This window comes from Pseudomonas sp. KD5 (genome assembly GCF_012932895.1).
In the GTDB taxonomy this organism is placed as follows: Bacteria; Pseudomonadota; Gammaproteobacteria; order Pseudomonadales; family Pseudomonadaceae; genus Aquipseudomonas.
This window is the reverse complement of record NZ_JDWJ01000009.1, coordinates 235,173-259,250: the sequence shown is the minus strand read 5'-3', so window position 1 is coordinate 259,250 and position 24,078 is coordinate 235,173. Positions and strand designations below refer to the sequence as shown.

General features: G+C 59.1%; 24 protein-coding genes. 9 read left to right on the top strand and 15 right to left on the bottom strand.

Annotated features, from left to right (window positions below; translation table 11 throughout):
• Nucleotides 1-3: 3 nt before the first annotated feature.
• From AF70_RS20945 to AF70_RS20900, 10 genes are all read right to left on the bottom strand, one after another.
• Nucleotides 4-669, bottom strand: coding sequence for an amino acid ABC transporter permease (locus AF70_RS20945; RefSeq protein ID WP_018928302.1), 666 nt, complete (start codon nt 667-669; stop codon nt 4-6).
• Nucleotides 662-2,440: an aconitase X gene (locus AF70_RS20940; RefSeq protein WP_028939783.1), complete on the bottom strand. Its 1,779-nt coding sequence runs from the start codon at nt 2,438-2,440 to the stop codon at nt 662-664. Before AF70_RS20940 ends, AF70_RS20945 begins: the two co-directional genes overlap by 8 nt.
• 10 nt (nt 2,441-2,450) lie before the next feature.
• The gene (locus tag AF70_RS20935; protein ID WP_019581953.1) at nt 2,451-3,269 is read right to left on the bottom strand and encodes a transporter substrate-binding domain-containing protein; all 819 of its coding nucleotides are present in this window, start codon (nt 3,267-3,269) and stop codon (nt 2,451-2,453) included.
• A gap of 429 nt (nt 3,270-3,698) precedes the next feature.
• A complete protein-coding gene (locus AF70_RS20930; protein WP_028939782.1) occupies nt 3,699-4,058 on the bottom strand; it encodes a DUF6124 family protein in 360 nt (119 codons plus the stop codon).
• Nucleotides 4,059-4,464: 406 nt separating this feature from the next.
• The gene (locus tag AF70_RS20925; protein WP_028939781.1) at nt 4,465-5,214 is read right to left on the bottom strand and encodes an AraC family transcriptional regulator; all 750 of its coding nucleotides are present in this window, start codon (nt 5,212-5,214) and stop codon (nt 4,465-4,467) included.
• Between the two features lie 71 nt (nt 5,215-5,285).
• Nucleotides 5,286-6,539, bottom strand: coding sequence for an FAD/NAD(P)-binding oxidoreductase (locus AF70_RS20920; protein ID WP_028939780.1), 1,254 nt, complete (start codon nt 6,537-6,539; stop codon nt 5,286-5,288).
• Nucleotides 6,536-6,772 (bottom strand): (2Fe-2S)-binding protein, encoded by a 237-nt coding sequence (locus AF70_RS20915; protein WP_028939779.1) that lies wholly within the window; start codon nt 6,770-6,772, stop codon nt 6,536-6,538. The genes AF70_RS20920 and AF70_RS20915 overlap by 4 nt, the downstream gene beginning before the upstream one ends.
• A complete protein-coding gene (locus AF70_RS20910) occupies nt 6,765-7,880 on the bottom strand; it encodes an FAD-binding oxidoreductase (protein ID WP_028939778.1) in 1,116 nt (371 codons plus the stop codon). The genes AF70_RS20915 and AF70_RS20910 overlap by 8 nt, the downstream gene beginning before the upstream one ends.
• Entirely contained in the window at nt 7,877-8,809 is a 933-nt protein-coding gene (locus AF70_RS20905) for a 4-hydroxyproline epimerase (RefSeq protein ID WP_028939777.1), read from the bottom strand. The genes AF70_RS20910 and AF70_RS20905 overlap by 4 nt, the downstream gene beginning before the upstream one ends.
• Nucleotides 8,810-8,914: 105 nt before the next feature.
• A complete protein-coding gene (locus tag AF70_RS20900) occupies nt 8,915-9,586 on the bottom strand; it encodes a GntR family transcriptional regulator (protein ID WP_007935506.1) in 672 nt (223 codons plus the stop codon).
• A gap of 150 nt (nt 9,587-9,736) precedes the next feature.
• Here AF70_RS20900 and AF70_RS20895 point away from each other — a divergent pair, with 150 nt between their 5' ends.
• Nucleotides 9,737-10,084, top strand: a complete 348-nt coding sequence (locus AF70_RS20895) for a hypothetical protein (RefSeq protein WP_019581959.1) — start codon at nt 9,737-9,739, stop codon at nt 10,082-10,084.
• A gap of 109 nt (nt 10,085-10,193) precedes the next feature.
• Here AF70_RS20895 and AF70_RS20890 read toward each other — a convergent pair whose 3' ends face one another.
• Nucleotides 10,194-12,317 carry a TonB-dependent siderophore receptor gene (locus AF70_RS20890; protein WP_032831009.1) on the bottom strand — a complete coding sequence of 708 codons (2,124 nt, stop codon included), beginning with the start codon at nt 12,315-12,317 and terminating at the stop codon, nt 10,194-10,196.
• Nucleotides 12,318-12,506: 189 nt separating this feature from the next.
• Between AF70_RS20890 and AF70_RS20885 the strand changes: the two genes are divergently transcribed.
• The 5 genes from AF70_RS20885 to AF70_RS20865 all read left to right on the top strand — a co-directional run bounded on the left by AF70_RS20885 (nt 12,507) and on the right by AF70_RS20865 (nt 17,130).
• Entirely contained in the window at nt 12,507-12,869 is a 363-nt protein-coding gene (locus AF70_RS20885; protein ID WP_028939775.1) for a metalloregulator ArsR/SmtB family transcription factor, read from the top strand.
• Nucleotides 12,870-12,916: 47 nt separating this feature from the next.
• Nucleotides 12,917-13,921: an ArsJ-associated glyceraldehyde-3-phosphate dehydrogenase gene (locus AF70_RS20880; RefSeq protein ID WP_019581962.1), complete on the top strand. Its 1,005-nt coding sequence runs from the start codon at nt 12,917-12,919 to the stop codon at nt 13,919-13,921.
• A 9-nt stretch (nt 13,922-13,930) separates the two neighbouring features.
• Nucleotides 13,931-15,151, top strand: a complete 1,221-nt coding sequence (gene arsJ, locus AF70_RS20875) for an organoarsenical effux MFS transporter ArsJ (RefSeq protein ID WP_018928291.1) — start codon at nt 13,931-13,933, stop codon at nt 15,149-15,151.
• Between the two features lie 338 nt (nt 15,152-15,489).
• Complete coding sequence (locus AF70_RS20870) at nt 15,490-16,089, top strand: trypsin-like peptidase domain-containing protein (protein ID WP_028939774.1); 600 nt, start codon at nt 15,490-15,492, stop codon at nt 16,087-16,089.
• Between the two features lie 138 nt (nt 16,090-16,227).
• On the top strand, nt 16,228-17,130 hold the full coding sequence (locus AF70_RS20865; RefSeq protein WP_028939773.1) for a universal stress protein: 903 nt from the start codon (nt 16,228-16,230) through the stop codon (nt 17,128-17,130).
• Here AF70_RS20865 and AF70_RS20860 read toward each other — a convergent pair.
• On the bottom strand, nt 17,124-17,540 hold the full coding sequence (locus AF70_RS20860; protein ID WP_018928288.1) for a hypothetical protein: 417 nt from the start codon (nt 17,538-17,540) through the stop codon (nt 17,124-17,126). The genes AF70_RS20865 and AF70_RS20860 overlap by 7 nt on opposite strands.
• Before the next feature lie 380 nt (nt 17,541-17,920).
• On the opposite strand from AF70_RS20860, the gene AF70_RS20855 reads away from it, so the two are divergent.
• On the top strand, nt 17,921-18,757 hold the full coding sequence (locus tag AF70_RS20855; protein ID WP_019581965.1) for an undecaprenyl-diphosphate phosphatase: 837 nt from the start codon (nt 17,921-17,923) through the stop codon (nt 18,755-18,757).
• A 69-nt stretch (nt 18,758-18,826) separates the two neighbouring features.
• Here the strand turns inward: AF70_RS20855 and rfaH are convergent, their stop codons facing one another.
• The 3 genes from rfaH to galU are packed head-to-tail and all read right to left on the bottom strand — an operon-like array spanning nt 18,827 to nt 20,644.
• On the bottom strand, nt 18,827-19,333 hold the full coding sequence (gene rfaH / locus AF70_RS20850; RefSeq protein ID WP_019581966.1) for a transcription/translation regulatory transformer protein RfaH: 507 nt from the start codon (nt 19,331-19,333) through the stop codon (nt 18,827-18,829).
• The gene (locus AF70_RS20845; protein ID WP_028939772.1) at nt 19,330-19,761 is read right to left on the bottom strand and encodes a hypothetical protein; all 432 of its coding nucleotides are present in this window, start codon (nt 19,759-19,761) and stop codon (nt 19,330-19,332) included. Before AF70_RS20845 ends, rfaH begins: the two co-directional genes overlap by 4 nt.
• A 49-nt stretch (nt 19,762-19,810) precedes the next feature.
• On the bottom strand, nt 19,811-20,644 hold the full coding sequence (galU, locus tag AF70_RS20840; protein WP_018928284.1) for a UTP--glucose-1-phosphate uridylyltransferase GalU: 834 nt from the start codon (nt 20,642-20,644) through the stop codon (nt 19,811-19,813).
• 659 nt (nt 20,645-21,303) lie between these two features.
• Between galU and AF70_RS20835 the strand changes: the two genes are divergently transcribed.
• On the top strand, nt 21,304-21,744 hold the full coding sequence (locus AF70_RS20835; RefSeq protein ID WP_172901207.1) for a low molecular weight protein-tyrosine-phosphatase: 441 nt from the start codon (nt 21,304-21,306) through the stop codon (nt 21,742-21,744).
• Nucleotides 21,745-21,790: 46 nt separating this feature from the next.
• Nucleotides 21,791-24,016 (top strand): polysaccharide biosynthesis tyrosine autokinase, encoded by a 2,226-nt coding sequence (locus tag AF70_RS20830; protein ID WP_028939771.1) that lies wholly within the window; start codon nt 21,791-21,793, stop codon nt 24,014-24,016.
• The last annotated feature ends 62 nt before the right edge of the window (nt 24,017-24,078 follow it).

Sequence of the window (24,078 nt, the reverse complement as noted above, 5' to 3'; positions counted from 1 at the left end):
CCCTCAGTAACGGAACAACCGCCAGGCCATCAGCCGGGCTGACGCGACGATCGCCTTGGCAATCAGGTAATACAGCGCCGCGGCGATGGCGAAGTATTCGAAGGTGCGGAACGTTTTGACGTTGTAGTCCTGGGTCACCCCGGTCAGGTCATTGTTCAGCCCGACGATCACCCCCAGCGACGTCATCAGCACCGCCCAGACCATCTGATTGGTCAGCGGGTAGAAGACGATCCGCAACAGCTGCGGGACGATGATCATGCGGTAGGCCTGGAAGGCACTCATGCCCAGCGAACGCGCGGCGCGCACTTGAGTGTCGGGGACGGCCTTGAGGCCGCCGCGAAAGTTCTCCGCCAGATACCCGGCATTGTTGAAGGTGATCCCGGCGAGCAGGGCGAACCATGAGCTGACGTGCAAGCCCAGCGAGCCGAGGCCGAAGTAGAGGACGTAGATCTGGAACAGCGACGGGGTGTTGCGCGCGATCGATACCCAGCCGTTGCCGATGCCGCGCAGCAGCGGGGTTTTGCTTTCGCGCATCACCGTCAGGGCCAGGGCGATCAGCACGCCGAAGATCATCGACAACGCGGCGGTCTCGAAAGTGACCCAGGCACCGGCGAGCATGTCCGGCAGGGCGCGCAGGGTGGCGCGCCATTGGAAGGTGTAATCAAACATGCGCGAGCGTCTCCAGAGGGGTGGCAATGTTCAGCCAGGCCGGCAGACGACCGCTGGCCTTGGCACTGCAAGCGGTATCGACACATTCAGCCAGGCTGGCGAAATGCACCTTGCGGCCCACCAGACCGGGTGCGTAATGGGCGTATTTGCCGGAGTTGGTCATCAAGGTTGTTGCACCCGGCGGGATCACCGGTTCGCCGAGCATGCACCAGCAGGTATCGGTGACCAGGGTCGCGCCGAAGGCTTCGATCACGGCGATATGCCCGGCTTCGCGAGCCTGCTCCAGCACGGCGCGGCCGCAGGTAATGGCGAGGACCACGTCAGGGTGTTTGTGCCGACCGAGGCACAGTCGCGCCAGGTGAGCGAACTCGCTGAGAGAGAAATGCGGGTTACCCAGCGAGACCACATCCACCCGGCTGTCGCGGGCACTGTTGAGTTCGCGCCAACTGACCAATAGATCCTTCAGACGGATTGTTTCCACGGGCAGGGCTACATCTCCCTCCAGCACCTGCGCCGGGTCGATAGCTTCCGGGGTGATCCCGGCGATATGGAACAAGGGAGCGGCAGAGGTGGTGGCAAACGCCGCGCCGAACGCCTTGAGGTCGTCCAGGCTCGGCTTGCGGTTTTCCAACCCGCGCACCAGTGGAATCCGGCTGCCCGCCAACGTGCCGATGTGGTAACCGAGCAGCGGGTAGAAGGCATCGTCCAGTTCACCCAGGGCGGGCACTTCGACCTGCAATCGGGCCTTGCGTTGTGCGTCCAGGTGGCAGCCGATCAACGGGGCGCGGCCGGTCAGGGCGATGCAGATATCCAGGTAGTCCGGGTACTTCAGGGTGCGTGCCCCCAGCACGCTGTTGGCGTAGACCACCGCGTTGGATTCGGCCCAGACGATCTGCTCGCCCGCCTTGGGTGCGCTGTCGAGCAGGTAGGGCGCACAGGTGAAACTGAGTTGCGCACCCATCGCCATATAGGCATCGCCCAAGGCGCTGGCCGGTTCGCCAAGCGCCGGGTCGATGCCCAATTCGCGCCAGCGGCGCTGGTCCACGGAAATTGAATTGAGGGTGGTGGGCACCCGCACGTTGGCGCCCCATTGCACCAGTTGTTCGGCAAAGCGCAGGCTCGCAGGTCCGGTGTAGATGCAGCCGTCGATGTGCGCCTGGGTGACATCCACCAGGCGGCGGGCACCTTGCAGTTCGGCCATGCGCAGAACAATCTGCATGGCCACTTGTGCAGCCTTGCCATGTTGGCCGTCGAGCAGCGCCCGGTCGTGTTCGGTGAGTTCGAGCGGGGCGCTTGGGTCTTGCGTTTGCAATGGGCTGTCGAGTGCCTGCCAGGCATCGCCCGGCAGGTGTTCGAACACGGTTACCGAGGCGCCGTCGACCCGAGCGAAGGCCTTGCCGCGCAACGCGGCGAAGGCCTCCCGGCCGATGCACAGCACCGGCAGGGAACGCTCGAAAATGGTCTGCGCCACGAGCACGCCCAGGGTCAGGATCTCATCGGGCTCAGCCAGCACCAGTGCGGCCGGTGCGTGGCCGTTGCTGATCAGTTCCATCAACACGCTGCTGCCGGTGCACGAGCCGCGACCGCTGGGAATGGCCAGCACGCGGCCGGCCAGGTATTCGCCGCTGAGCGGGTGGTGACGGTCAATGATCTCGCCGCTAAACGGATCGACCCCGCCCCAGAAACTCAATCCGATATCGGCGAACAGCAGGGCGCCCTCGGCGGCGCCCGCGACCAGGCTGCGACCGGTCAGAGAAGTGGGCCTAGGCATGCCGGACACCTCAGTAGTAGACCTGTGGCACGGTCAGGTTGGTCGGCGGGATTTCAGTGCCGACCCATTTGACGAACAACTCTTTGTAACGACCGGTGCGCACCTGTTGGTTGACGAACAGGTTGAGGTAGTTGAGCAGGCCATACTCGTTACGCTTGGCCCCGAGGGAGACGTAGTCGATCACGTACGGCGCGTTACCGGCGACTTTCAGGTTTTTGTATTTGCCCGATTTGAGGGTGGCGGCGGCCACGGTATTGGTGACCACGGTGGCGTCGATGTGGCCCTGGGCGACGGCCAGCAGGGTGTCGTTCTGCGACTGATAGGCGCGGAAGGTGCCGGTGCCCCAGTTCTTCACGTCTTTCTCCAGGGCGATGGCTTCATAGGTGCCGCTGGTGTTGCCCACGGGTTTGCCCTTGAGGTCATCGAAGCTGTTGATGCCGGTGTCGTCGCGGGTCAGCACCACCATCTGGAAGGCGAAGTAGGGCACGGTGAGGCCGACGGTCTTGGCCCGTTCGAGGGTGTCGGAAGTGGAGGCGACGATCACATCGGCCCGCCCGGAGACCAGTGCCGGAATACGGTCCGGGAACGGCGTCTCGACCACTTCGGCCTCGACCCCGAGGATTTTCGCCAGGTCACGGCAGTAGTCCACGTCGAAACCGGCCGGGTTGTTACCGGCATCGCGAAAACCCATGGGCGGGAAGTCCAGGGTCACGGCGCAGCGCAGCTTGCCCGAACCGATGATGTCGTCGAGCTTGTCGGCTTGGGCGGTGGCAATGAAAGAGGTACTGAGAACAGCGCTGAGGGCTACGGCAAATGCGGGGTTTTTCATAGAGGCCTCGTTGATGTGAAGTGCTGTTGGATATCGTATTGGGGATTTCGTATACGATATTAAATATAGCAATCAACGTGCCCGTTTCCAGGCCGAGGCGTGAATTTGTCGGCAGACCTTGGAAGTAGAGGTGTTGCGGTGCGTCAGGGGGATGTTGTGAGGGGCGAGGTCCGCGATGGCGGGTGTTACAGATGGGAGCAATGGTTGTGTGGGGCGCCCCTTTAAGGAACACCGGCGCCCTGTGATCACCCCGTGCTCTGACACACCCATGTGGCGAGGGGGCTTGCCCCCGTTGGGTTGCGCAGCGACCCCAAAATCTGCAACCGCAGGTTTTCAGGTACATCGCATACACCGGTTTTACGACTGCTTCGCAGCCGAACGGGGGCAAGCCCCCTCGCCACAAGAAGCCCCTTTGCCACAGATCCTTCGTTAGCCCTGCGGATCGAGGTTATCCAGCACTCGATTCACCGCCAATTCACCGAGCATGACCACCGATTGAATCCCCAACATCACGTTGCGATGGGGCATGTCCATCAACCCGGCGAACTCACTGAGCATCATGCTGGCTGACGCCAGGGATTCGCAGGCATTGACCAGCAGGGTTTCGTTATCGACCTTCTCACCCACATGGTAAATGGTGCTGGGTTTGCGCTTGGTGTCTTTGGGGATGGGCGGTTTGAGGTAGTGGTCCAGGGCGCGGTCGGCGGCTGCGTGGAGTTTTTTCGAATCGAGGGATTCGTAGGGGGAAACGTCGTCGGTTTCCGGAGGATTTGGCGTTGGTTTGAACATAGATGGAGCTCCATATGTGATTAGAGGAGCCATCACTCTCGCTACCAAACGAAGAGGTGGTGGCCATACGAAGGTTGGTAGACCGGCCCACATGGCAAAACCGGCGTGCCCGAGGGCACCCTACGCATGGCCACCATAAATACAAATGCTGAAGAAGCACCTGCATAAGGTGAAGCTATGCGACATGTGAACGGCGGGCTACCAAACCCGATCGCTGTTTTTCAGCGACAGGGAAACGATATAGCCCGGGCCACAGGCGCACTAGCCGGCGGATTCTGGCGTAGTCGTAGGTAGAGGCGCAAGGATGTGTAGCCTGGGTGAGTGTCTGGAGATGTCTATTAAACATCGCCTGTTTATTGGTCTTACTGTGGGTTGATCATTCCCATGCTCCGCGTGGGAACGATCCTTAGCGCTGAGTATCGCGATACTGGCTCGGTGATAGACCGGTCAACGCACGAAACTGCCGGCTGAACGCACTGTGGTCAGTGTAACCGCAGCGCAGGGCGATCTCGGTGATCGGCAACTCGGTGTGCAGCAACAGCCGCGAACCTTCTTCCAGGCGCGCCTTGTTGATCATCTGCCGTGGCGTGAGCTGGAACACCCGTTTGCAGTGACGCTCCAGTTGCGCCACGGAGTAACCGGCGATGGCGGTCAGTTCGGCAAGGCTGATGGGGCGGGCGAAGTGGCTGCGGATGTGCGCATCCACCGCGGCGAGTTTCTGGAATGCGGGGTGATTGGACTGTGGCGATTGCAGGTCGCGGGAGATCCCGGCCAGGCCCACGATGTGACCCTGTTCATCCTTCAAGGCGAGTTTGTGGGTCAGGCACCAGATCGGCTGGTTGCCGTAATACAGGTGCAGTTCCAGTTGGTCGGCCATCTCGCGGCCGCTGGACAGCACCCGCCGATCCTGTTCGGTGTACAGCGGGCCGAAGCGTTCCGGGAAGACCATCTCGGCGGTGAGCCCCAGCAGATCTTCGCGATGTTTGAAACCGCAACGCCGGGCCAGGGTCTGGTTGACGAAGGCGTAGCGAGCTTCGCGGTCCTTGATGAAAAACACCACGTCCGCCAGGGTGTCGAGCAGCGGCGCAATCGGCTGCAGGCTGTTCAACAGCGTGGGCAGATCGCAGGGTTTGAAGGTGCTGAGCGAGGGGTACATGGCGCTGGGGTCTGAGGGCGACCCCGGGATCATAGAGGCTCGACAGCGCGGCTGAAACCCCCGAGGGGGTTTCAGGCTGGCGGGGTGTCGTCCAGGCACATCAAGGTCTCGATTCGTGCCGGGCTGAAGGGCGGGCGGGGGGCCGAGGGTTGCCAGCCAAACAGGTGCTGCACCGCGCCACCACACACCCGGCCCTGACAGGCGCCCATGCCACAGCGACTGGCCAGTTTGGCTTCACGCCAGTCGGTGTGCCCGGTCAATGCGCCGTAGGGCACGTCTTCGCAGCGGCAGACCAGGGTGTCGGGGCGGGCCAGGGATTTGAGTTGCGGGTCGAGGGCGAAGGCCTGATTCAGTGCCTTGGCGAAACCCTGCCAGCGTGCCCGGCGTGGCCACAACTGGCGTGCCGCTTCAAGGTCACCGACCGCCGCGTGGCCAGCAATGGCACCTTCGACCAACGCCAGTTCACTGCCACCAAACCCGGTGCATTCTCCCGCCGCATAATGATCGACGCGACTGGCCTGCCAGGCATCCACGGCCAACGCCTGACCCTCGATGGCGTAACCCAGTGCCTGGCCCAATTGAATGTTCGGGATCAAGCCGAAACCACAGGCTAACCGATCACATTCAAGTTCGATGATTTTGCCCTGCTGTTGCAGGCGCACACCTTCCAGCCGGTCAGTGCCAAGGGCGGCCAGCACATGAGTTGCAGTGCGGTAATGGCGGTCGAACAGGCTGAACGATTGCAGCCATTTGCCAGGCCAGCGGGGCAGTTGCGCGGCGAAACCGGCGACGGCGGTGCGCGAGGCTTGCTCGGCGATGCGCTGGATCTGCGCGCCGTGTTTTTTCGCGGTGGCGGCACTGGCCAGCAACAGCGGGCCGCTGCCGGCGATCACCACGCGCTCACCCTGCACCGGCAGGCCCGCCTTGATCAGCGCCTGCAAGCCACCAGCGCCGGTCACGCCGGGCAACGTCCAGCCGGGGAAGGGCAGCAGCAACTCGCGGGCGCCGGTGCACAGAATCAGCTTGTCGTAACTGATCAGCCAACCGGCATCGTCATTTTCGACCAGCAGTTGTTTTGGGCCGGGACTGGCGATCACCCGGGTGCCGGCGTGACGGCGGATGTTGCTGCACGCCTGCAAACGTTCACGCAGGCGACGGGCCTGATCGGGCACATTGGCTTGCGGACCATCACGCCAGATTTGCCCGCCCGGCAGCGGATTGTCGTCGAGCATGACGATGCGTGCGCCACTGGGGGCCGCGGCAAGAGCAGCGGCCATGCCAGCGGGGCCGGCTCCGATGATCAGCAGATCGGCGTATTCGTTCATGGGCATGTCTGCACCTGCATGCCGTCACGGCACAGAGTCTGGCAGGCCAGGCGTCGCTGGCCGTCGATGGTCACCCGGCATTCCTGGCAGATGCCCATGCCGCACAGCGGTGCGCGGCGTTGGCCACTGACCGAAGTGCGCGTGCAGCCGTCGCTGCCCAGCGCCAAGGCAGCGGCGACGCTGGTGCCCTCGGCCACCTTCAAGGCGCGGCCATCCAGCAGTAATTCAGGCATAGGCGGGTTCTCCGAGGAAACGCTGGGGCAGATACGGTTGCGCGGCCAGTGGCGGGGTTTCGTTGAACAGCTGCGCCACCAGCAAGTCGGCCGTGCCGGGGGCCGTGGTGACGCCCAACCCTTCGTGCCCGACCGCCAGCCACAAGCCCTGCTGCTGTGGGTGCTGGCCAACCAGCGGCAGGCCGTCGGGGCTGGCGGCGCGAAAACCGGTCCAGGCGCGGATGCCGTTGAGCCGGGCCAGCCCTGGCATGTACTCGGCGGCACGCTTGAGCATTTTCGCCAGCATCCAGCCTTCGACCTGCGGGTCGGTGGTGCCGAATTGCCGTGAGGCACCGATGAACAATTGCCCGGTCGGGCGCGGCTGAATATTGCAGGCGGTGGATGGCCCGGTGGCGTTGTGGGCGCTGGTGACGTAACCCAGTTCCACCAGGGTGTGAGTGACCGTGCGGGGGTAGCGGTCGGTAATCAGCAGGTGGCCTTTTTTCGGCTCGATGGGCAACTCCGGGCACAGGTCGCTGGCCTGAATGCCGTTGGCCAACACCACCGCTTCGGCCCGCAACCAATGGCCGTCATCGAGGCAAACGCGATTTCCATCGACCGCGCTGACCCGCGCCCGGTGCTGACGGATGTTCGGTGTGTCGAGCATCCAGCGGGCCGTCGCCGGCGCATACAGAATGCCGTCGCCATTGATCAGCAAGCCGCCTTCCAGATCCTCGCGCAGTTCCGGCTCACGCTGACGCAAGGCACTGGCGCTGACCAGTTCACACGCCACGCCCTGGGCTTTCAGGTTCAGGTATTTGCTGTGGGCGACCGCCATTTCCTCGGCGTTGGCCGCCAGCCACAGTGTGCCGTTGTTGCGGTAGGCGCAGCCGTCGGGCAGGTCCGGCGCCAGTTCACGCCAGCGTTGCAGGGAATATTGGCTCAGGGCCAATTCGGCCGGGTTGTCATCGAGCACCAGCAGGTGGCCCATGCCTGCCGCCGTCGCACCGTGCAGGCCGGCGTCCAGCACCAGCACCTGCAAGCCACGACGGGCCAGTGCCTGGGCGCAGGCGGCGCCGATGATGCCGGCACCGATCACGATCACATCGGCCACCAGGCCCTCGCTCATGGGCGAATGCCCCAGGCGAACGGGTCATCCTGTTCGATGATCAAACTGGCTTCGGCGCTGATAAAGGCACGGCCACGAATAGTCGGCACGATGCGCTCGCCTTGCCATTCATAAGAACCTTCGAACTCGCTGCCGATGACACTGGCCTGACGCCAGATCTGCCCCGGTTGCAACTTGTCGTCGGCCGCCAGGCACGCCAGTTTGGCACTGGTGCCGGTGCCGCACGGTGAGCGGTCATAGGCTTTGCCGGGGCATAGGACAAAGTTGCGGCTGTCGGCTTGATCGTCATCGGCGAACAGCTCGATATGGTCGATCAACCCGCCGTCTTCGCCACGAATGCCTTGGGCTTCCAGCGCTTGTTGCACGGCGTAGGTATAAGCGGTCAGCGCGTCGAGGTTGTCGCCGGCGACCCTCAGGCCATGCTCGGCGATCAGGAAAAACCAGTTGCCGCCCCAGGCAATATCGCCGACCACCTGGCCGATGCCCGGCACCTGCAACGCCAGAGCTTTGCGGTAACGGTAGGCTGGCACATTGCGCACGCTCACCGAGTGGTCTTCGTGCAGGGTCGCCTGCACCGTCCCCACCGGCGTCTCGATGCGGTGCACGCCGGGGCCGATCTTGCCCAGATGCGCCAACGACGCCACCAGGCCGATGGTGCCGTGGCCGCACATGCCCAGGTAACCGCTGTTGTTGAAGAAAATCACCCCGGCACAGGCGCTCGGGTCTACCGGTGTGCAGAGCAGGGCACCCACCAGCACATCGCTGCCTCGTGGTTCCAGCACGCAGGCGGCGCGCCATTGATCGTGATGGTCGGCCAGCAACTTACGCCGTTCAGCCATGCTGCCGGTGCCCAGGTCAGGAAAACCGGCGGTCACCAGGCGGGTCGGTTCGCCGCCGGTGTGGGAGTCGATCACGATGATGCGTTTCATGGGAGGGCCACGTCCGTTCAGATGAGTGAACGCAAGAGTGGCCTGTGCAGCGGGGTGCCGGCTTGATGGATTTATCCTGTGCCGATGACGAAATCGGCACAGCGCTTAGTGAGCGTGGGGCAGGTGTTCGAACAGGGTCTTGCAGACCCCGGCAATGTGTTCGTCCAGCAGCTTCACCGCCAGCTCCACATCGCCGGCACGGCAGGCCGCGAGGATCTCACGGTGTTCGTGATCGGCCCGTTCCTTGCCAGCCGACAGGCTCATTTGCATGCGCAGGTAGCGCTCCAGCTTGTCGTTGACCGAACGAATCAGGCTGACCAGAAACGGCCGTTGTGCCGGTTCGTAAAGGCAGGCGTGCAGCTCCCAATTGAGCTCGGCCCAGCGGCCCACGTCGTCCTCGCCGATGAATTCCTGACAGATGCGCTCGGCCCGGGCGAAGGTTTCTTCGGTCATGTTGGGAATGGCCAGGCGCAGTATTTTGTCTTCCAGCAACATGCGCACTTCGAACATCTGCGCCAGCTCGGCATCGGAAACCCGCGTGACCATCGCCCCTCGATTGCGCTGGAACATCACCAGCCCTTCGGCTTCCAGCCGCTTGAGGGCCTCGCGCACCGGAATCTTGCTGACGTTGAACTGGCGGGCAATGTCGTCCTGGCGAATCGGCTCATCTTCGGCGAAATGCCCGGCGACGATCGCGTCGCGCAGATGACGGGTGATGATTTCCGAGGTCGAAGGCGTATTGCCAAGGTCGGGAGCGTTGAGTTTGGGTAGGTTCACGGCGGCGGTCGTTTGGAAGTGAGATAGCGATAGGGTATACGAAATCCTTTCGCTGATCTTCCTTGGGCCGTATGAACCTCAGGACGTATGCTGTACCCCGGATCGCTTCGCCACGCAGTGCAGGCTCGACCAATCCCGACTTCAAGGAACATGGATGTGAGAAACAAATACGCAGCGGGTCTGTTTTTTTTACTGACGATTGTGGCTGTTCAATGTGCTTATTCCAGCGGTATGGACGAGTCCGTCGAGAACGCCTCACTGCTCAGCAAAATACTGGATGGGAATGACACGATGAACTTGACCCAGGCTAGCGAATACTCAGCCGAGAATCGTTCGGTCAACATCGATGTAGATCACTCTCCGGAGGAGGCCAAAAAACTTTGCTCCGAAATCAGTGCCATCGTTGAGTATCACGACTTGGTTTTTGCCCCAGGCTGGACTGTGCAGATGACCACCCCAAGCACTGATGGTGCCGTTATCGCAGTCTGCCCGCTTTAAAACGAATGCCTGTCAGTAAACTGCGCAAAACGCGTGGGGGCGAGCAGACTCGCTCCCACGGGTATTTTGCTTACCTGACCGGCAAGGGCGTTTGATTTCAGGTGTTCAGTCAGAACCGGTAGTTGGTACTCAACTCCAGGGTCCGTGGCGCTCCAGGGGTGATCAGGTCCACGGAGCCATGGGCCGAGGCGTAATAGTCCTTGTCGAAGACGTTACGCAAACGCAGCGCCATGTCCCACTTCGGCAGGTTATAGAGCAATGCCGCGTCCACGGTGGTGTAGGCGGGCATGACCACCCGGTTGTCCAGGGCGGTGTAGCGGTCATCGACATAGTTCGCGCCCATGCCGACACGCCAGGTGTTGGTCAGCGAGCGCACCAGCCAGAGGTTGGCACTGTGACGCGGGGTCAGGGTCGGTGTCTGGCCTTCGTTGGCGACGCCATTGGTCCGGTTGTTGGACTTGGTGATCTCGGCATCCAGGTAGGCGTAGCCGGCATAGACCTGCCACTTCTCGCTCAACTGCCCGCTGGCGGTCAGTTCCAGGCCGTCGGTGCGCTGCTCGCCCGACAGGACCAGTTTGGTCGGGTTCGCCGGGTCGGTGGTTTTCATGTTGGTGCGTTCCAGGCGGAACAGCGCCGCCGTCAACGCCAGGCGATTGTCGAGCAGGTCCCACTTGCCGCCGATTTCGAAGTTAGTGGTTTGCTCCGGTTCAAGGTCCTGGTTGGTGGTGCTCAGGGCGAAGACTTCGGAAGACGGCTGGTAAGAGCGACTCACCGAAATGTAGTAGGACTGGACCTGATCAGGCTGGTAGACCAGGCCTGCACGCGGGCTCCAGGTGTTGTCGGTTCGAGACATGGTGGCGCGGGTCAGGTCATCCGAATATTCCTGGTCGAACACGTCATGGCGCACGCCCAGCAGCGCTTTCCAGTTCGGGGTCAGTTCAATCAGATCCTGGACGTAGAAACCGGCCGTGTCCTGGGTATTGGTGCCCTTGGCGGTTTGCCGATTGGCCTGGAACGGTACGTCGACCAGAGCATCGCGGTACACCGGAACCCGCGCTACGTTGTTCTGGCTGAAGACGGATTGATCCTTGACCTGGCGCCCCAGTTCCACACCATAGAGCAGGTTGTGGTTCATCCCGGCGAGCGTGGCCTGTTGCTTGAGTTCGGTCTGGTTGAACCAGCCGTCTTCCTTGCGCTGCACGTTGCCGCGGTTGAGCTTGACCAGCAATTCGCCGTTGGGGGCAGTGACGAAGCGTGTCGGGCTGGAGTCGGCGAGGGTGTTGTTGCGATCCAGGTCGTAGTGGTAGTAGCGGCTGGTGTTGCTCAGGGTGAAGTCGTCGTTGAGGCGGTAGTCGACGCCCGCCGTGAACGAGAACACTTCGCTGCGAGTGTAATCATCATCCGGGTCGGCGGCGCCGAAGCGCTTGTCCCGGTCGACATTGACCGGACGGTTGCCCAGCGCGGGGATGCCGAAGTCGATCAGGCGTTTATCGTAGAGGTACGTGGCGCCCAGATTCAGCTCAAGATCATCGGAGAGCTTGAAGTAGGCCGAAGGCGCAATGGCCTTGCGGTCGATGTAACCGTCATCGCGGAAGGTGTCGCTGTTTTCCAGTGCGCCAGTTACCCGGAAAGCCTTGTCGTTTTGCTGCTGATCGGCCCAGCCCGCATCGAACTGCGTGCGCTTTTTGCCTTCGCTGTCGAAGCTGACACCCACTTCCTGCTTGGGAGTGAAGTTGGGTTTCTTACTGATGCTGTTGATCAGGCCACCGGATGAACCGCGGCCATAGAGCACCGCTGCCGGCCCCTTGATCACTTCCACCCGCTCGACGTTAGACAGATCGCGGAAGTACAGCGCGTCGTCGCGGACGCCATCGACGTACATGTCGCCAATCGCACTGAAGCCGCGAATGGTGACCTGATCGCGCTGGCCATCGCCATTGGAAAGACCGATGCCAGGAACGTTTTTCAGCACGTCTTCCATCGATCGCGCGCCCTGGTCCTTGATCACGCTCTGCGGGATCACGTTCACCGTTTGCGGAATGTCGCGCAGTGGGGCATCGATCTTCAGCGCACTGCGGTTGTCGGTCGGCCTGTAACTTTGCTCGCTGTAATCACTGGTCACAGCGGTGGCAGGCAAGGTGACTGCCGATTGGGTTTCTGCCTGTAAATCGGGGACTGCCAACAGCCCCAGCAGCGAGAGAGAGGCGGGGTAAATGCGCGGTAAAGCCACCATGAGCTCCTTTTTGTATTTGATGCTAATGATAACGATTACCTTTTGTAAGTAAATAAATATCATTCAGCTACGAAATCGACACGCGAACTGTTGGCGCTTTACCGCACATACGGAAAAACATATATTCGGCCAAGCGCATATAAGCTGATGCTCCGTTGTGACGCATAGCCCAAACCAGCGAGAACCGAAATGTCTGACTCTCTGACGCCAACCGCCGTTTTCAAATGCCTGGCTGACGACAACCGCGTCCGCATGATGCTGCTCATCGCCCGTGAGGGAGAGTTGTGTGTTTGCGAGCTGACCTGCGCGTTGAACGAGAGCCAGCCGAAAATCTCCAGGCACCTGGCGCAGTTGCGCACCTGCGGATTGCTGGCGGACCGTCGGCAAGGTCAATGGGTTTACTACCGATTGCACCCGACTCTTCCTGACTGGGTGAATCAGATGCTGATCGTGGCACTCGAAGCCAACACGCGCTGGTTGAGCCCCGATGCCAAACGCCTTGAACAAATGGGCGACCGTCCTGAGCGGGCAGCCGCCTGCTGTCCGGCTTGATGATTGCCAAAGCACCCTCCCTGACAACCGCTACAGAGCACCTCGACATGACTATCAAAGTGGGCATCAATGGTTTTGGCCGCATCGGTCGTCTCGCCATGCGCGCCGCCTGGCACTGGCCAGAGTTTGAGTTCGTGCAGATCAACGACCCGGCAGGCGACGCGGCGACGCATGCGCACCTGCTGAACTTCGATTCGGTGCATGGTCGCTGGAATGATCAAGCCAGCGCCGAAGGTAACTGCATTGTCATCGACGGCAAGCGCATCAAGGTTTCTGCCAACAAGGCGATTGCCGATACCGATTGGTCGGGCTGCGATCTGGTGATTGAAGCCAGCGGGAAGATGAAGACTGTCGCGGTGCTTCAGGCGTACCTCGACCAGGGCGTCAAGCGCGTGGTGGTCAGTGCTCCGGTGAAAGAAGAGGGCGCGCTGAACATCGTCATGGGCGTCAACCATCAACTGTTCAATCCGGCGGAACATCGCATCGTTACCGCTGCGTCGTGCACCACCAATTGCCTCGCGCCAGTGGTCAAGGTGATCCATGAAGCGCTAGGCATTCGCCACGGCTCGATCACCACCATTCACGACTTGACCAACACCCAAAGCATTCTCGACCAACCCCACAAGGATCTGCGTCGCGCGCGGGCTTCGGGCATGAGCCTGATCCCGACCAGCACCGGTTCGGCCACCGCCATCGCGGAAATTTTCCCGGAGCTGCGCGGGCGACTGAATGGCCACGCGGTGCGCGTACCGTTGGCCAATGCTTCGCTGACTGATTGTGTGTTCGAGGTCGAGCGCGTCACCACGGTTGACGAAGTGAATCGGTTTCTCAAGGACGCGTCCGAGAACGAACTCAAAGGTATTCTCGGTTTCGAGGAGCGCCCGCTGGTGTCCATCGACTACCGCACCGATCCGCGCTCATCGATCATCGATGCGCTGTCGACCATGGTCATCAACGGCACCCAGGTCAAAATCTATGCCTGGTACGACAACGAATGGGGTTACGCGAACCGCACCGTTGAATTGGCCAGGATGGTCGGTCTGGCCGTTTAAGGAGCGTTGATGAAAGCCTTGTCAGCCCTCGCGCCGTCAGTGCGGCAATACCTGCTTGTTACGGGCAATTACTGGGCTTTTACCCTCACCGACGGTGCCTTGCGCATGTTGGTGGTGCTGCACTTTCACGGGTTGGGCTACAGCCCTTTGCAAATCGCGGCGTTGTTTCTGTTCTACGAACTCTTTGGCGTGATCACCAACCTGCTGGGCGGTTATCTCGGTGCGCGACTGGGGCTGAACCGGACCATGAACATCGGGCTGGGAATGCAGGTTGTGGCGCTGTTGATGCTGACGGTGCCAGTCACCTGGCTGACGATTCCTTGGGTGATGGGGGCTCAGGCGCTGTCGGGGATCGCCAAAGACCTGAACAAGATGAGCGCCAAAAGCTCGATCAAGCTGCTGGTGCCTGACGGGCAACAGGGCACGCTTTATCAATGGATAGCCATCCTCACCGGCTCGAAGAATGCCCTCAAGGGCGTCGGTTTCTTTCTCGGCGGGGCATTGCTCGCCCTGATCGGTTTCAGAGGGGCGCTGCTGGCCATGGCAGGCGTTCTTTCGCTGATCTGGCTCGGCAGCCTGATCCTGTTGAAAAAGGACCTGGGCAAGGCGAAAGCCAAGCCCAGGTTCCGCGACATCCTCTCCAAGAGCCGGGCCATCAACATCTTGTCGGCGGCACGGATGTTCCTGTTCGGTGCCCGCGATGTCTGGTTCGTCGTGGCTTTACCGGTGTACTTGAGCAGCGTTTTTGGCTGGGACTTCTGGAAGGTCGGTGGATTCCTCGCGGCCTGGGTGATTGGCTACGGCATTGTGCAATCGCTCGCGCCGCGGATCACCGGCAAGCAACGAGGGCATGTCCCGGATGGTCGCGCGGCGTTTCTTTGGGCGGTTGCCTTGGCAGGCCTGCCAGCGGCAATCGCGCTGGGGCTGAACACCGGGTTGTCCCCGCAGTGGGTGCTGTTGGGTGGTTTGATGATCTTTGGTGCGTTGTTCGCGGTGAATTCCTCGCTGCACAGCTACCTGATCGTGTCCTACGCCAAGGAAGACGGTGTATCGCTGGATGTGGGCTTCTACTACATGTCCAACGCCATGGGACGGCTGATCGGCACCGTGCTCTCCGGTTGGGTTTTTCAGGTCTTCGGGCTGGAAGCGTGTTTATGGATATCCAGCGCATTTGTTATTTTCGCGGCACTGATTTCTGTTAGGTTGCCGCGGCATTCCAACGTGCTCTAAATCGCTCTAAAAGTGCTGTTTCACGGGTTTTACACTTATTAAGTGCAACTTCCATTTATATTTATTTTGGCGCATGTGACATTTTTCAGGCGCCAAATATTTGAAGTTTTTTATATGTAACGAAAAGCGATTGTTCTTAGCGCAATTAATTCATACACACGCTTACAACCTAGGCCATACATTACCCACCAGAACGGGCAGCGAGGAAAAACCACAACAACCTGATCACTAAAAATCTGACACAACAAAAACTAAAATCTCCTTATAAGTCGGTGAACATCATGATTAAAATCATGACCTACTTTTTAATAGGAGCTGGTATTGCAGGATGCAACGGTATGGTAAAACCCGACTTGTCGGGGCCTGCCAATGATTCATATTTCTCAGTCTTCTCAGGCTTTCCCTTGCCTTATCTGTACACCGCCTCGGCCGTGCAATGGAACGAGGATTACGCCGTTACCACCCGCCACACCCCACTCATTCGCAACGTGATATACAGTTGCAGCACCGGTTGCGACCTGGTCTTCATCAAGCACAAGGCCGACGGCCATTATCCGTCATGGCGCGCACCGCGCGTGGGTGAGCACATCACTGCCGTGGGAACGAGCCCGTATATGACAACGGTCAGCGGGCAAGGCAAGGTGTATCCGGCGCCTTTCATCAACAGTGATGAAGGCAGCGGCGAACGCTATGCCATCCATGATGCCCCGATGATCAAGGGAATGTCGGGTGGGCCCGTTATCGCCAATGACGGCAGCATTGTCGGTATTAATGTCGGATTCTTCTCCACCACACTTCACGATGTGAGTTTTCACCCTGGGGTAAAGGGCGCTGAGCGGATCAGTATCTTTATTCCTTACTCGATCATTCAGCGTGAGTGGGGGTTGATGCAGGCACAGCTTAATGATCAGCACGGCACGAGATATGCTCAGAAGTAGTGTTGGGTTGTCACCCGGTTGGTATGGGGTGACAGCTCTTTAGCTCGTTATTGAATCCAGGCGTATATTGATAGTGTCGATCCCGTTAGTTGAGGCGATAGCAGGTCGTCGGTGGTGACGGGGGTCTGGAGGTGTTACATGAGCCAATATCAACGACTCTTTCTGATAGCCGGCCCAGCCATGCGTCACACTCCAGCGTTGGAACGAGCTGTCGCCATCGCCGAAGCCACTGGCGCAGCGCTGCACATCACGGTGTTTATCGAAGACTCTCACCTTTTGGGTTTGATGAGCGCCGGTGCGCGGTTTCGTGAGGCCTGTCAGCAAGAGAACGAAAAGTGGCTGAAGGATGAAGCCGATCTGATACGCGGACGCGGGGTCACGGTAAGCACCGAAGTGCTTATAACCCGCAGCGCGTTGCAAGAGATCCTTCGGCATGTGGCAGAAATGCAGCCGGATCTGGTGATCAAGGACGTGCAGCACGAGTCTGCACTCAAACGCGTTTTCGTTACGCCTCTGGATTGGCACCTGTTGCGCGAATGTCCGGTGCCTGTGCATCTGGTCAGCGAAGTCAGGTGTCCGCTGCCGCGGGTGATCGTGGCGGCGGTCGATCCGTCGCAACCCGAGACGCAGATCACCGGCATCAACGACCGCATCATCCAGGCAGCGAACGGATTGGCCATGCAATGCAACGCAGAACTGCATTTGCTGTATGCCTATGATCTATCGCTGACGCATATAGCCGACGCAGGCGCTGGGGCAGTGACGATGCCAGGCTTCAACAGTGACCTGCGCAAGTCTCTGCATCAGTCATTCATCGCATTGGCTGACCACTTTGGCGTGCCCACCGAGCGACAACACTTCGTTGCGGGCGCGCCCGGCAAAGCGCTGGCTGACTTTGCAGCGCATCACCAGGCCGATGTGATCGTCATGGGCAATGCGCATCGCAAGGGGTTGGGCAAGTGGGTGGGCAGTACGACGGAGCATGTGCTGTATCGAGTGCCCTGCAACATCTTCGCGGTCACGGGGCCAGCGGATCAGTGAATGGAGTCGTTGTTAAATGATTCGCGAGGGACGCCTCGGCGACCGGGGCGGTTTTTTTTGTGGGCACGTGCCGAGATGTCCTCGAAGGTATCGCTATCGGTTGCCGCAAGGAGCTTGCCACCGTCCTTCAGGGTGGCCATGAAGGTCACTTCCGTGTTGTTGCCCGCGAGCAGATAGCCAGCGATGGCACCGACCGGCCCCAACAACATTGCGCCCGCAATGCCCAGGCCGATGGCGCTCTTTATATTCTTGTTGGAATCCGTGTTCTGGATCGTTAGATCTTTAAATTCCGAGACCGGGAAGCTTTTCCCCAGTCGTGGCTTAAGGGCCGTTTTGAGCGTGATGGTACCCGAGTGATATTCCCCGTCGCACTGCGGGAAGTCACCAGCGAGCACTATGATCTTTGCCATGTGGAATGTTCTCTTGGGCGATCATTTTTGGGGTAGCCATTGCGCGCGTCCAAACTCAAAACGTCAACGAGCTGACGATGAGTGGCAGCCATGGATTTGCAACACACAAGTATCAGTCTTCCGGGTCAATTTCTTCTTCAGGCGTCCATCTGGCGTCGGGCCGGGCGGGGGTAGGATCGTCCGGCATGGTTATCCCTCCAGTCATGAACGCAAAGCGTAGCAGGCGGATAGGGCCGTCGAGGTGTTCATAGCCCTGGTCATGGACGTTTTATAACGTTTGGCTCAAGCCGGCGGGTAATGCGTTTTAATTCTCCGTTGACCCGACAGATGCTCGGAACCAACAACAGACCTTTCAGCCGAGAGGGGTTAACGGGGGATTAATGGACTTCTGGACCACCACGCAAGTATCGATTCTAGGGCTGGTTGAAGGACTCACAGAGTTTTTGCCGATCTCCAGTACAGGCCACCAGATTATTGCCGCGGACTTGCTCGACTTTGGCGGTGAGCGAGCCATGGCGTTCAATATCATTATTCAGTTGGGCGCTATTCTGGCGGTCGTCTGGGAGTTCCGTCGCAAGATTCTGGACATCACCACGGGTTTGCCGACCCAGCGAAATGCACAACGTTTCACTCTGAATTTGTTGATCGGTTTTTTGCCGGCGGTGGTCCTGGGGGTGATGTTCGCCGACAAAATCCATCAGTATCTGTTCAACCCGATTACCGTGGCCGTGGCGCTGGTGATCGGCGGGATCATCATGTTATGGGCCGAACAGCGCGAGCACGTGGTAGTGGTCGATCACGTGGACGAGATGCGCTGGACCGATGCCTTGAAAGTCGGATGTGCACAATGCCTGGCGATGATTCCCGGCACTTCGCGCTCAGGGTCGACGATTATCGGCGGGTTGCTGTTTGGCCTGTCACGCAAGACGGCCACCGAGTTTTCGTTCTTCCTGGCGATGCCGACAATGGTGGGTGCCGCGGTGTACTCGGGCTATAAATATCGCGACCTGTTCCAGGCCGCAGATTTGCCGGTGTTTGCCCTGGGGTTTGTCGCCGCTTTCGTCTTTGCGATGATTGCCGTGCGCGGGTTGCTCAAGTTCATCGCCAACCACAGTTATGCGGTGTTTGCCTGGTACCGGATCGCCTTCGGTTTACTGATTCTGGCGACGTGGTTTTTGGGTTGGGTGGACTGGAATCACCTCTCGGAAGGGGCGTAGGTTTTCCCGTGTTGATAAAAAACGCCGCTTGTTGTTAAGCGGCGTTTTTGTGTGAGCAGCTAAAAGCATCTAAAGCTTGTTGACCCGCGCCAGTGGCAGGCTGATTTGCTGTTCACGCTGCAGCAAATTCATCATCAGCAGCACCCGTTCTTCGCCGTCCATGGCCAGGAACACCGCTTCGAGATCGCAGAACGGACCTTCAGTGATGCGCACCGCATCTCCGTGTTTCAACAGCGTGGTCACGATCGCCTGGCTGTCCGGTTCCTGGAGTTCGTCGATCAGCGCATCGCGGATCGGCAATGGCTGACCGCCAAACCCGACGACCCGCGAAACGCCGCGGGTCGAGCGCAGTGGACCCCAGCTGTCCTGAAGGCTCAGTTGAATGAACAGGTAGCCCGGAAACAGCGACTCGCTGATCACTCGACGCTGCCCGCGCAACATGCGCTCACGTCTGTAGGTCTTGCGAAAGCAGGCATAGCCTTGGCGCTGCAAATGTTCTTCGGCGCGCTCATCTTGTTTGGGCTTGCACTGGACCAGGTACCAGGCTTTGGTGGCGTGTTCGGCAATCGCGTTCATTCAAATGCCCTCCCTGCATCGATCTGCTCCAGCAGCTCGGTAGTTTTGCGCTGCAGGAGCGAGCTGTCGCCCCGACTTTCCACGGTCAGGCAAGCTACGCAACCCTCGCCCGAGAGGCGCAAGCTGAAGCGCCAGTCGGCAAAGACCAGGTTCAGCCCGCTGCTCTCATTGAGGTCGAGGGCATCGCGGGCGTAACGCTGCTTGATGCTCGCCAACAGCGCCGGACCATCCTTGACTTGGCGGCGGATCTCCCCGGAAGAGGGAAACGCGCCGATGCGTTCCACCAGCAGTACCGGTGGTTTTCGCACGCGAGGGGAAATCAGTTCCGACGCATAGGCGCGCACGATGCGGTACGCGAGGTTGTGCTTAAGGTCAGCGCTATACGGGTGGCGACTCTCATCTGCCTTGAAACCGCTCAACGTATTCATAGAGGCTTCGTCCATAAGGTGATAAAGACCATATCGGGGGACAGCAACATCACAGGGCGTTTTGATGCAGATGCTCGAAGCAGAAGTTGGTGGCTTCGATATAACCTTCGGCACCGCCACAGTCGAAGCGTCGACCCTCGAACTTGTAAGCCAGTACGCAGCCGTTCTGGGCCTGCTTCATCAGCGCATCGGTGATCTGGATTTCACCGCCCTTGCCAGGTTCGGTGTCAGCGATCAGGTCAAAGATGTCGGGGGTCAGAATGTATCGACCGATGATCGCCAGGTTGGACGGAGCGTCTTCCGGACGGGGTTTTTCGACCATGCTGTTGACCCGGTAAATCCCCTCGCGAATCAACTCGCCGGCAATCACGCCGTACTTCTGAGTCTGCTCGCGGGGTACTTCCTGGATCGCCACGATCGAACAGCGGAACTGCTCATAAAGCTTGAGCATTTGCGCCAGAACTCCATCCCCCTCCAGGTTCAGGCACAGGTCGTCGGCCAGCACCACGGCGAATGGTTCATCACCGATCAACGAGCGGCCGCTGAGAATGGCGTGCCCCAGGCCTTTCATTTCCACCTGACGGGTGTAGGAAAAGCTGCAGGTATCGATCAGCTCGCGAGTGCCGTGCAGGAACTTTTCCTTATCGGTGCCACGAATCTGGTGCTCCAGCTCGTAGCTGGTATCGAAATGATCCTCCAGCGCGCGCTTGCCGCGACCGGTGACGATGGCCATGTGTTGCAGGCCAGCGTCACGCGCTTCCTCGACGGCGTACTGGATCAGCGGCTTACTGACGATCGGCAGCATCTCCTTCGGCATGGCCTTGGTGGCGGGTAAAAAGCGGGTCCCATAACCGGCGGCGGGGAACAGGCATTTACGAATCATGGAAGCGTCCTTGAAAGTAGACTGATGGAATAGCTGATGGCAGTAGGAAAGGTTCGATCCAGGCTGGCCGAACCGGTCACGCTGGGGAGTGCGGGCTCGAAGCGGCCCGGTCACTCGAGAAAAATGTTCGCAACGCGCCAGGGGCTGCGAATGGTCTGCACGCCATGCTTCTCGCCAGGCGCGGGCAGGGGAGGCATCGAGCAGCCGATTGGCCGGCGAGCATGCCCGGTTGTTCCACGGCATGCTCGTGACGTAACCCGCTGTAAATAGAGTTATTGCCCAAGGCGTCCCTTACCCAACTACTAACCAAATGTTCGACACCCTGGCAATGCACTAGCGGAACGGCTATACATTAGCCATTCGCTATTTCAGTGTAATTTAGATTGAACGGTCGCCATAAAACGACAACTGTTAGAAATTGTCTGGATAAATTCGATAACTGTTATTTTCACACTCTGGAGAGTGTGGTGTTATTTTTTGTCTGGATAAAAAGTTGGGGGCTGTTCAAACGTCATGGTAATAAATACGCATTGATTGTTTGAAAGTTTCAGTCGCAGTTCCTGGCCATTATAAGTGCCCGGGCTCATTCGTAATTTAAAGCTCTTATGTTCGGCAAGTGCTAGGTCACCGCCAATGTTGACAAGACGGGGAAGGTCATCTTGCTTAAAAGGGTTTTGATTGTCTGTGTTGGCAATATATGCCGCAGTCCCACCGCGGAGCATTTGCTGCGCGGGGCACTCGTCCATTCCGATATTCAGGTCAGTTCGGCCGGCCTTGCCGCCCTGACGGGCAAGCCCATCGAGCCGACAGCACACGCCGTACTCACGGAGCATGGTCATCTGCCCCATGAGCACCAGGCCGTTCAACTTACGTCTCAAGCCGTTAGTGAGGCGGACTTGATACTGGTGATGGAGCGGCGGCATGTCAGTGGCGTGCTCAACATTGCCCCTGAAGCGCGGGGCAAAGTGTTGCTGTTGGGCAAATGGCAGGACGATCGAGAGATCAGCGACCCCTACCGTCAAGGCAAACCTGCTTTTGTGCACGCTTATGCGTTGATCGAAGAAGCCGTACACGCATGGGCACAGCGTCTGGCACGCTGATGGCCACTTCCTTTTTGAATCGTAATCAAGGCAAAGAATCCGACTTATGCAGCAAGCACCGGTAGTCAACGTGCGGGACGACGACAATGACGAGATTGATCTTCTCGGCCTGTTTGGAACACTCATCGACCATAGATGGCTGATTGCCGCGATTACCGGTGCCTTTATGGTGGCTGGGGCCGCGTATGCGGTGCTGGCGACACCGGTATTTCAGGCGAATGCGCTGTTACAGGTCGAAGCGAAGAAGAACGACTTACTGGGCTTCTCCGATATCGGCAGCATGCTGGGCAAGGAGTCTCCTTCGGCCACCGAAATCGAGTTGATCCAGTCCCGCTCCGTGATTGGTAAAACTGTCGATAACTTGAAACTTGATATTGTCATACAGCCGAAGTATTTCCCGGTTTTCGGAGAGTTCCTGGCGCGTCGATTCCAGAATAAAAATCCCGGTGAAATAGCCGAACCCTTGTTGGGGTTGAACAGTTTCGCCTGGGGAGGGGAGTCGCTGAAGATATTCAAACTGGATCTCCCCGACTCGCAACTGGGCAAGAAATTGACCCTGACCGCGGGTGAAAATGGTCATTTCACGTTGGTGGATGAAGATGACAATCTATTGGCGTCCAGCCGGGCCGGAGAGCTTTTCGAGCAAAATGGCGTAACGTTTCAAATAGAGGAACTGCACGCCAATCCTGGAACCCGCTTCCGCATTATCCGTAACCCCCGCCTGACCAGTATCCTCGACTATCAAGAGTCCCTGGATGTGGCCGAGCGTGGAAAAGAGTCGGGCATGATCGGTCTGGCGCTGGAAAGCACAGATCCGGACCAGGCGATTAAAATACTCAATGAAATCGCCGCTATATATGTACGGCAAAACGTAGAGCGCACTTCAGCAGAAGCTGCGCAGAGCCTGGCGTTTCTCAAAGAGCAACTTCCTGAGGTCAAGAAGGACCTGGAAAAAGCCGGCAAAGCGTTGAATGAGTACCAGACGCGCAGCAAGTCCGTGGACATCACGCTCGAAACCAAAGCCATACTCGATCAGATAGTCGGGCTCGATACCAGCATTTCCGAATTGAAGCTGCAGCAAGCCGAGATGGACCGCAAGTTCACCCGTCAACATCCTGCCTATCGCGCATTGTTGACCCAGATCGGTGAGTTGAGCAGCAAGCAGAAAAGTTTGGCGTCCAAGGTGGAAGGCCTTCCTTCCACCCAGCAAGAACTGCTGAGCCTTACCCGGGATGTAGAGGTCGGTACGGCCATTTACACCCAGCTGCTGAATAAGTCTCAGGAACTGGATGTGATGCGCGCGGGCACCGTCGGTAACGTACGCCTGATCGACACTGCGGACGTCAATTTCCTCAAACCGGTCAAGCCGAAAAAAATCCTGATTGTATTGATCGCCACTATTCTTGGCGGCTTCCTGGCAGTGGCCCTGGTGCTGGTACGCAAGGCACTGAACCGCGGGCTGGAGAGTCCGGAAGCCATCGAGCAACTTGGGTTGCCGGTCTATGCGTCGATTCCCTACAGCATTTTGCAGAAAGCTGAAGAAGATAAAGTCTCCCGCGGACGAGGGCGCTCCAATGGGACTTCATTGCTGGCCGTCACTCATCCTACCGATCTGGCAATCGAGGCATTGCGCAGTTTGCGTACCAGTTTGCACTTCGCCATGCATGAGGCCGACAACAACCGCCTGATGATTTCCGGGCCTAGCCCTCAGGTGGGTAAAACGTTTGTCTCGGTCAACCTCGCGGCGGTGATAGCACAAACCGGGCTGCGGGTATTGTTGATCGATGTCGACATGCGCAAAGGCTATTTGCACAAAGTGTTAGGTGTTTCCTCAGACAATGGGCTCTCCGATATCCTGGCCCGGCGCTGTGATATGGCCACCGCCATCCACAAGACCCCGGTCGATAACTTTGATTTTGTCAGTCGAGGCCAGATTCCGCCCAATCCTTCCGAGTTACTGATGCACGCCAATTTCAGCGCGCTATTGGAGCAGGTGAGCAAGCAATACGATCTGGTGATTCTCGATACGCCGCCACTACTGGCGGTGACAGATGCGGCGATTGTCGGGCGTCTGTCCGGAACCAATTTGATCGTGACGCGCTATGGCCTGAACCCGGCGAAAGAAATCGAGTTGACCGTCCGCCGGTTCACCCAGAACGGCGTTGCAATTAAAGGCGCAATCTTTAACGGTGTGGAGAAAAAGGCTTCCAATAAATATGGCTACAGTGATTATGGTTATTACCACTATGCCTACGCCTCTGACAAAAACTGATGGGTATTGAACAGGTCGCATCATAAGTTCAGATGTTCGATAGCGCTGTTGTTGTGCTTGGG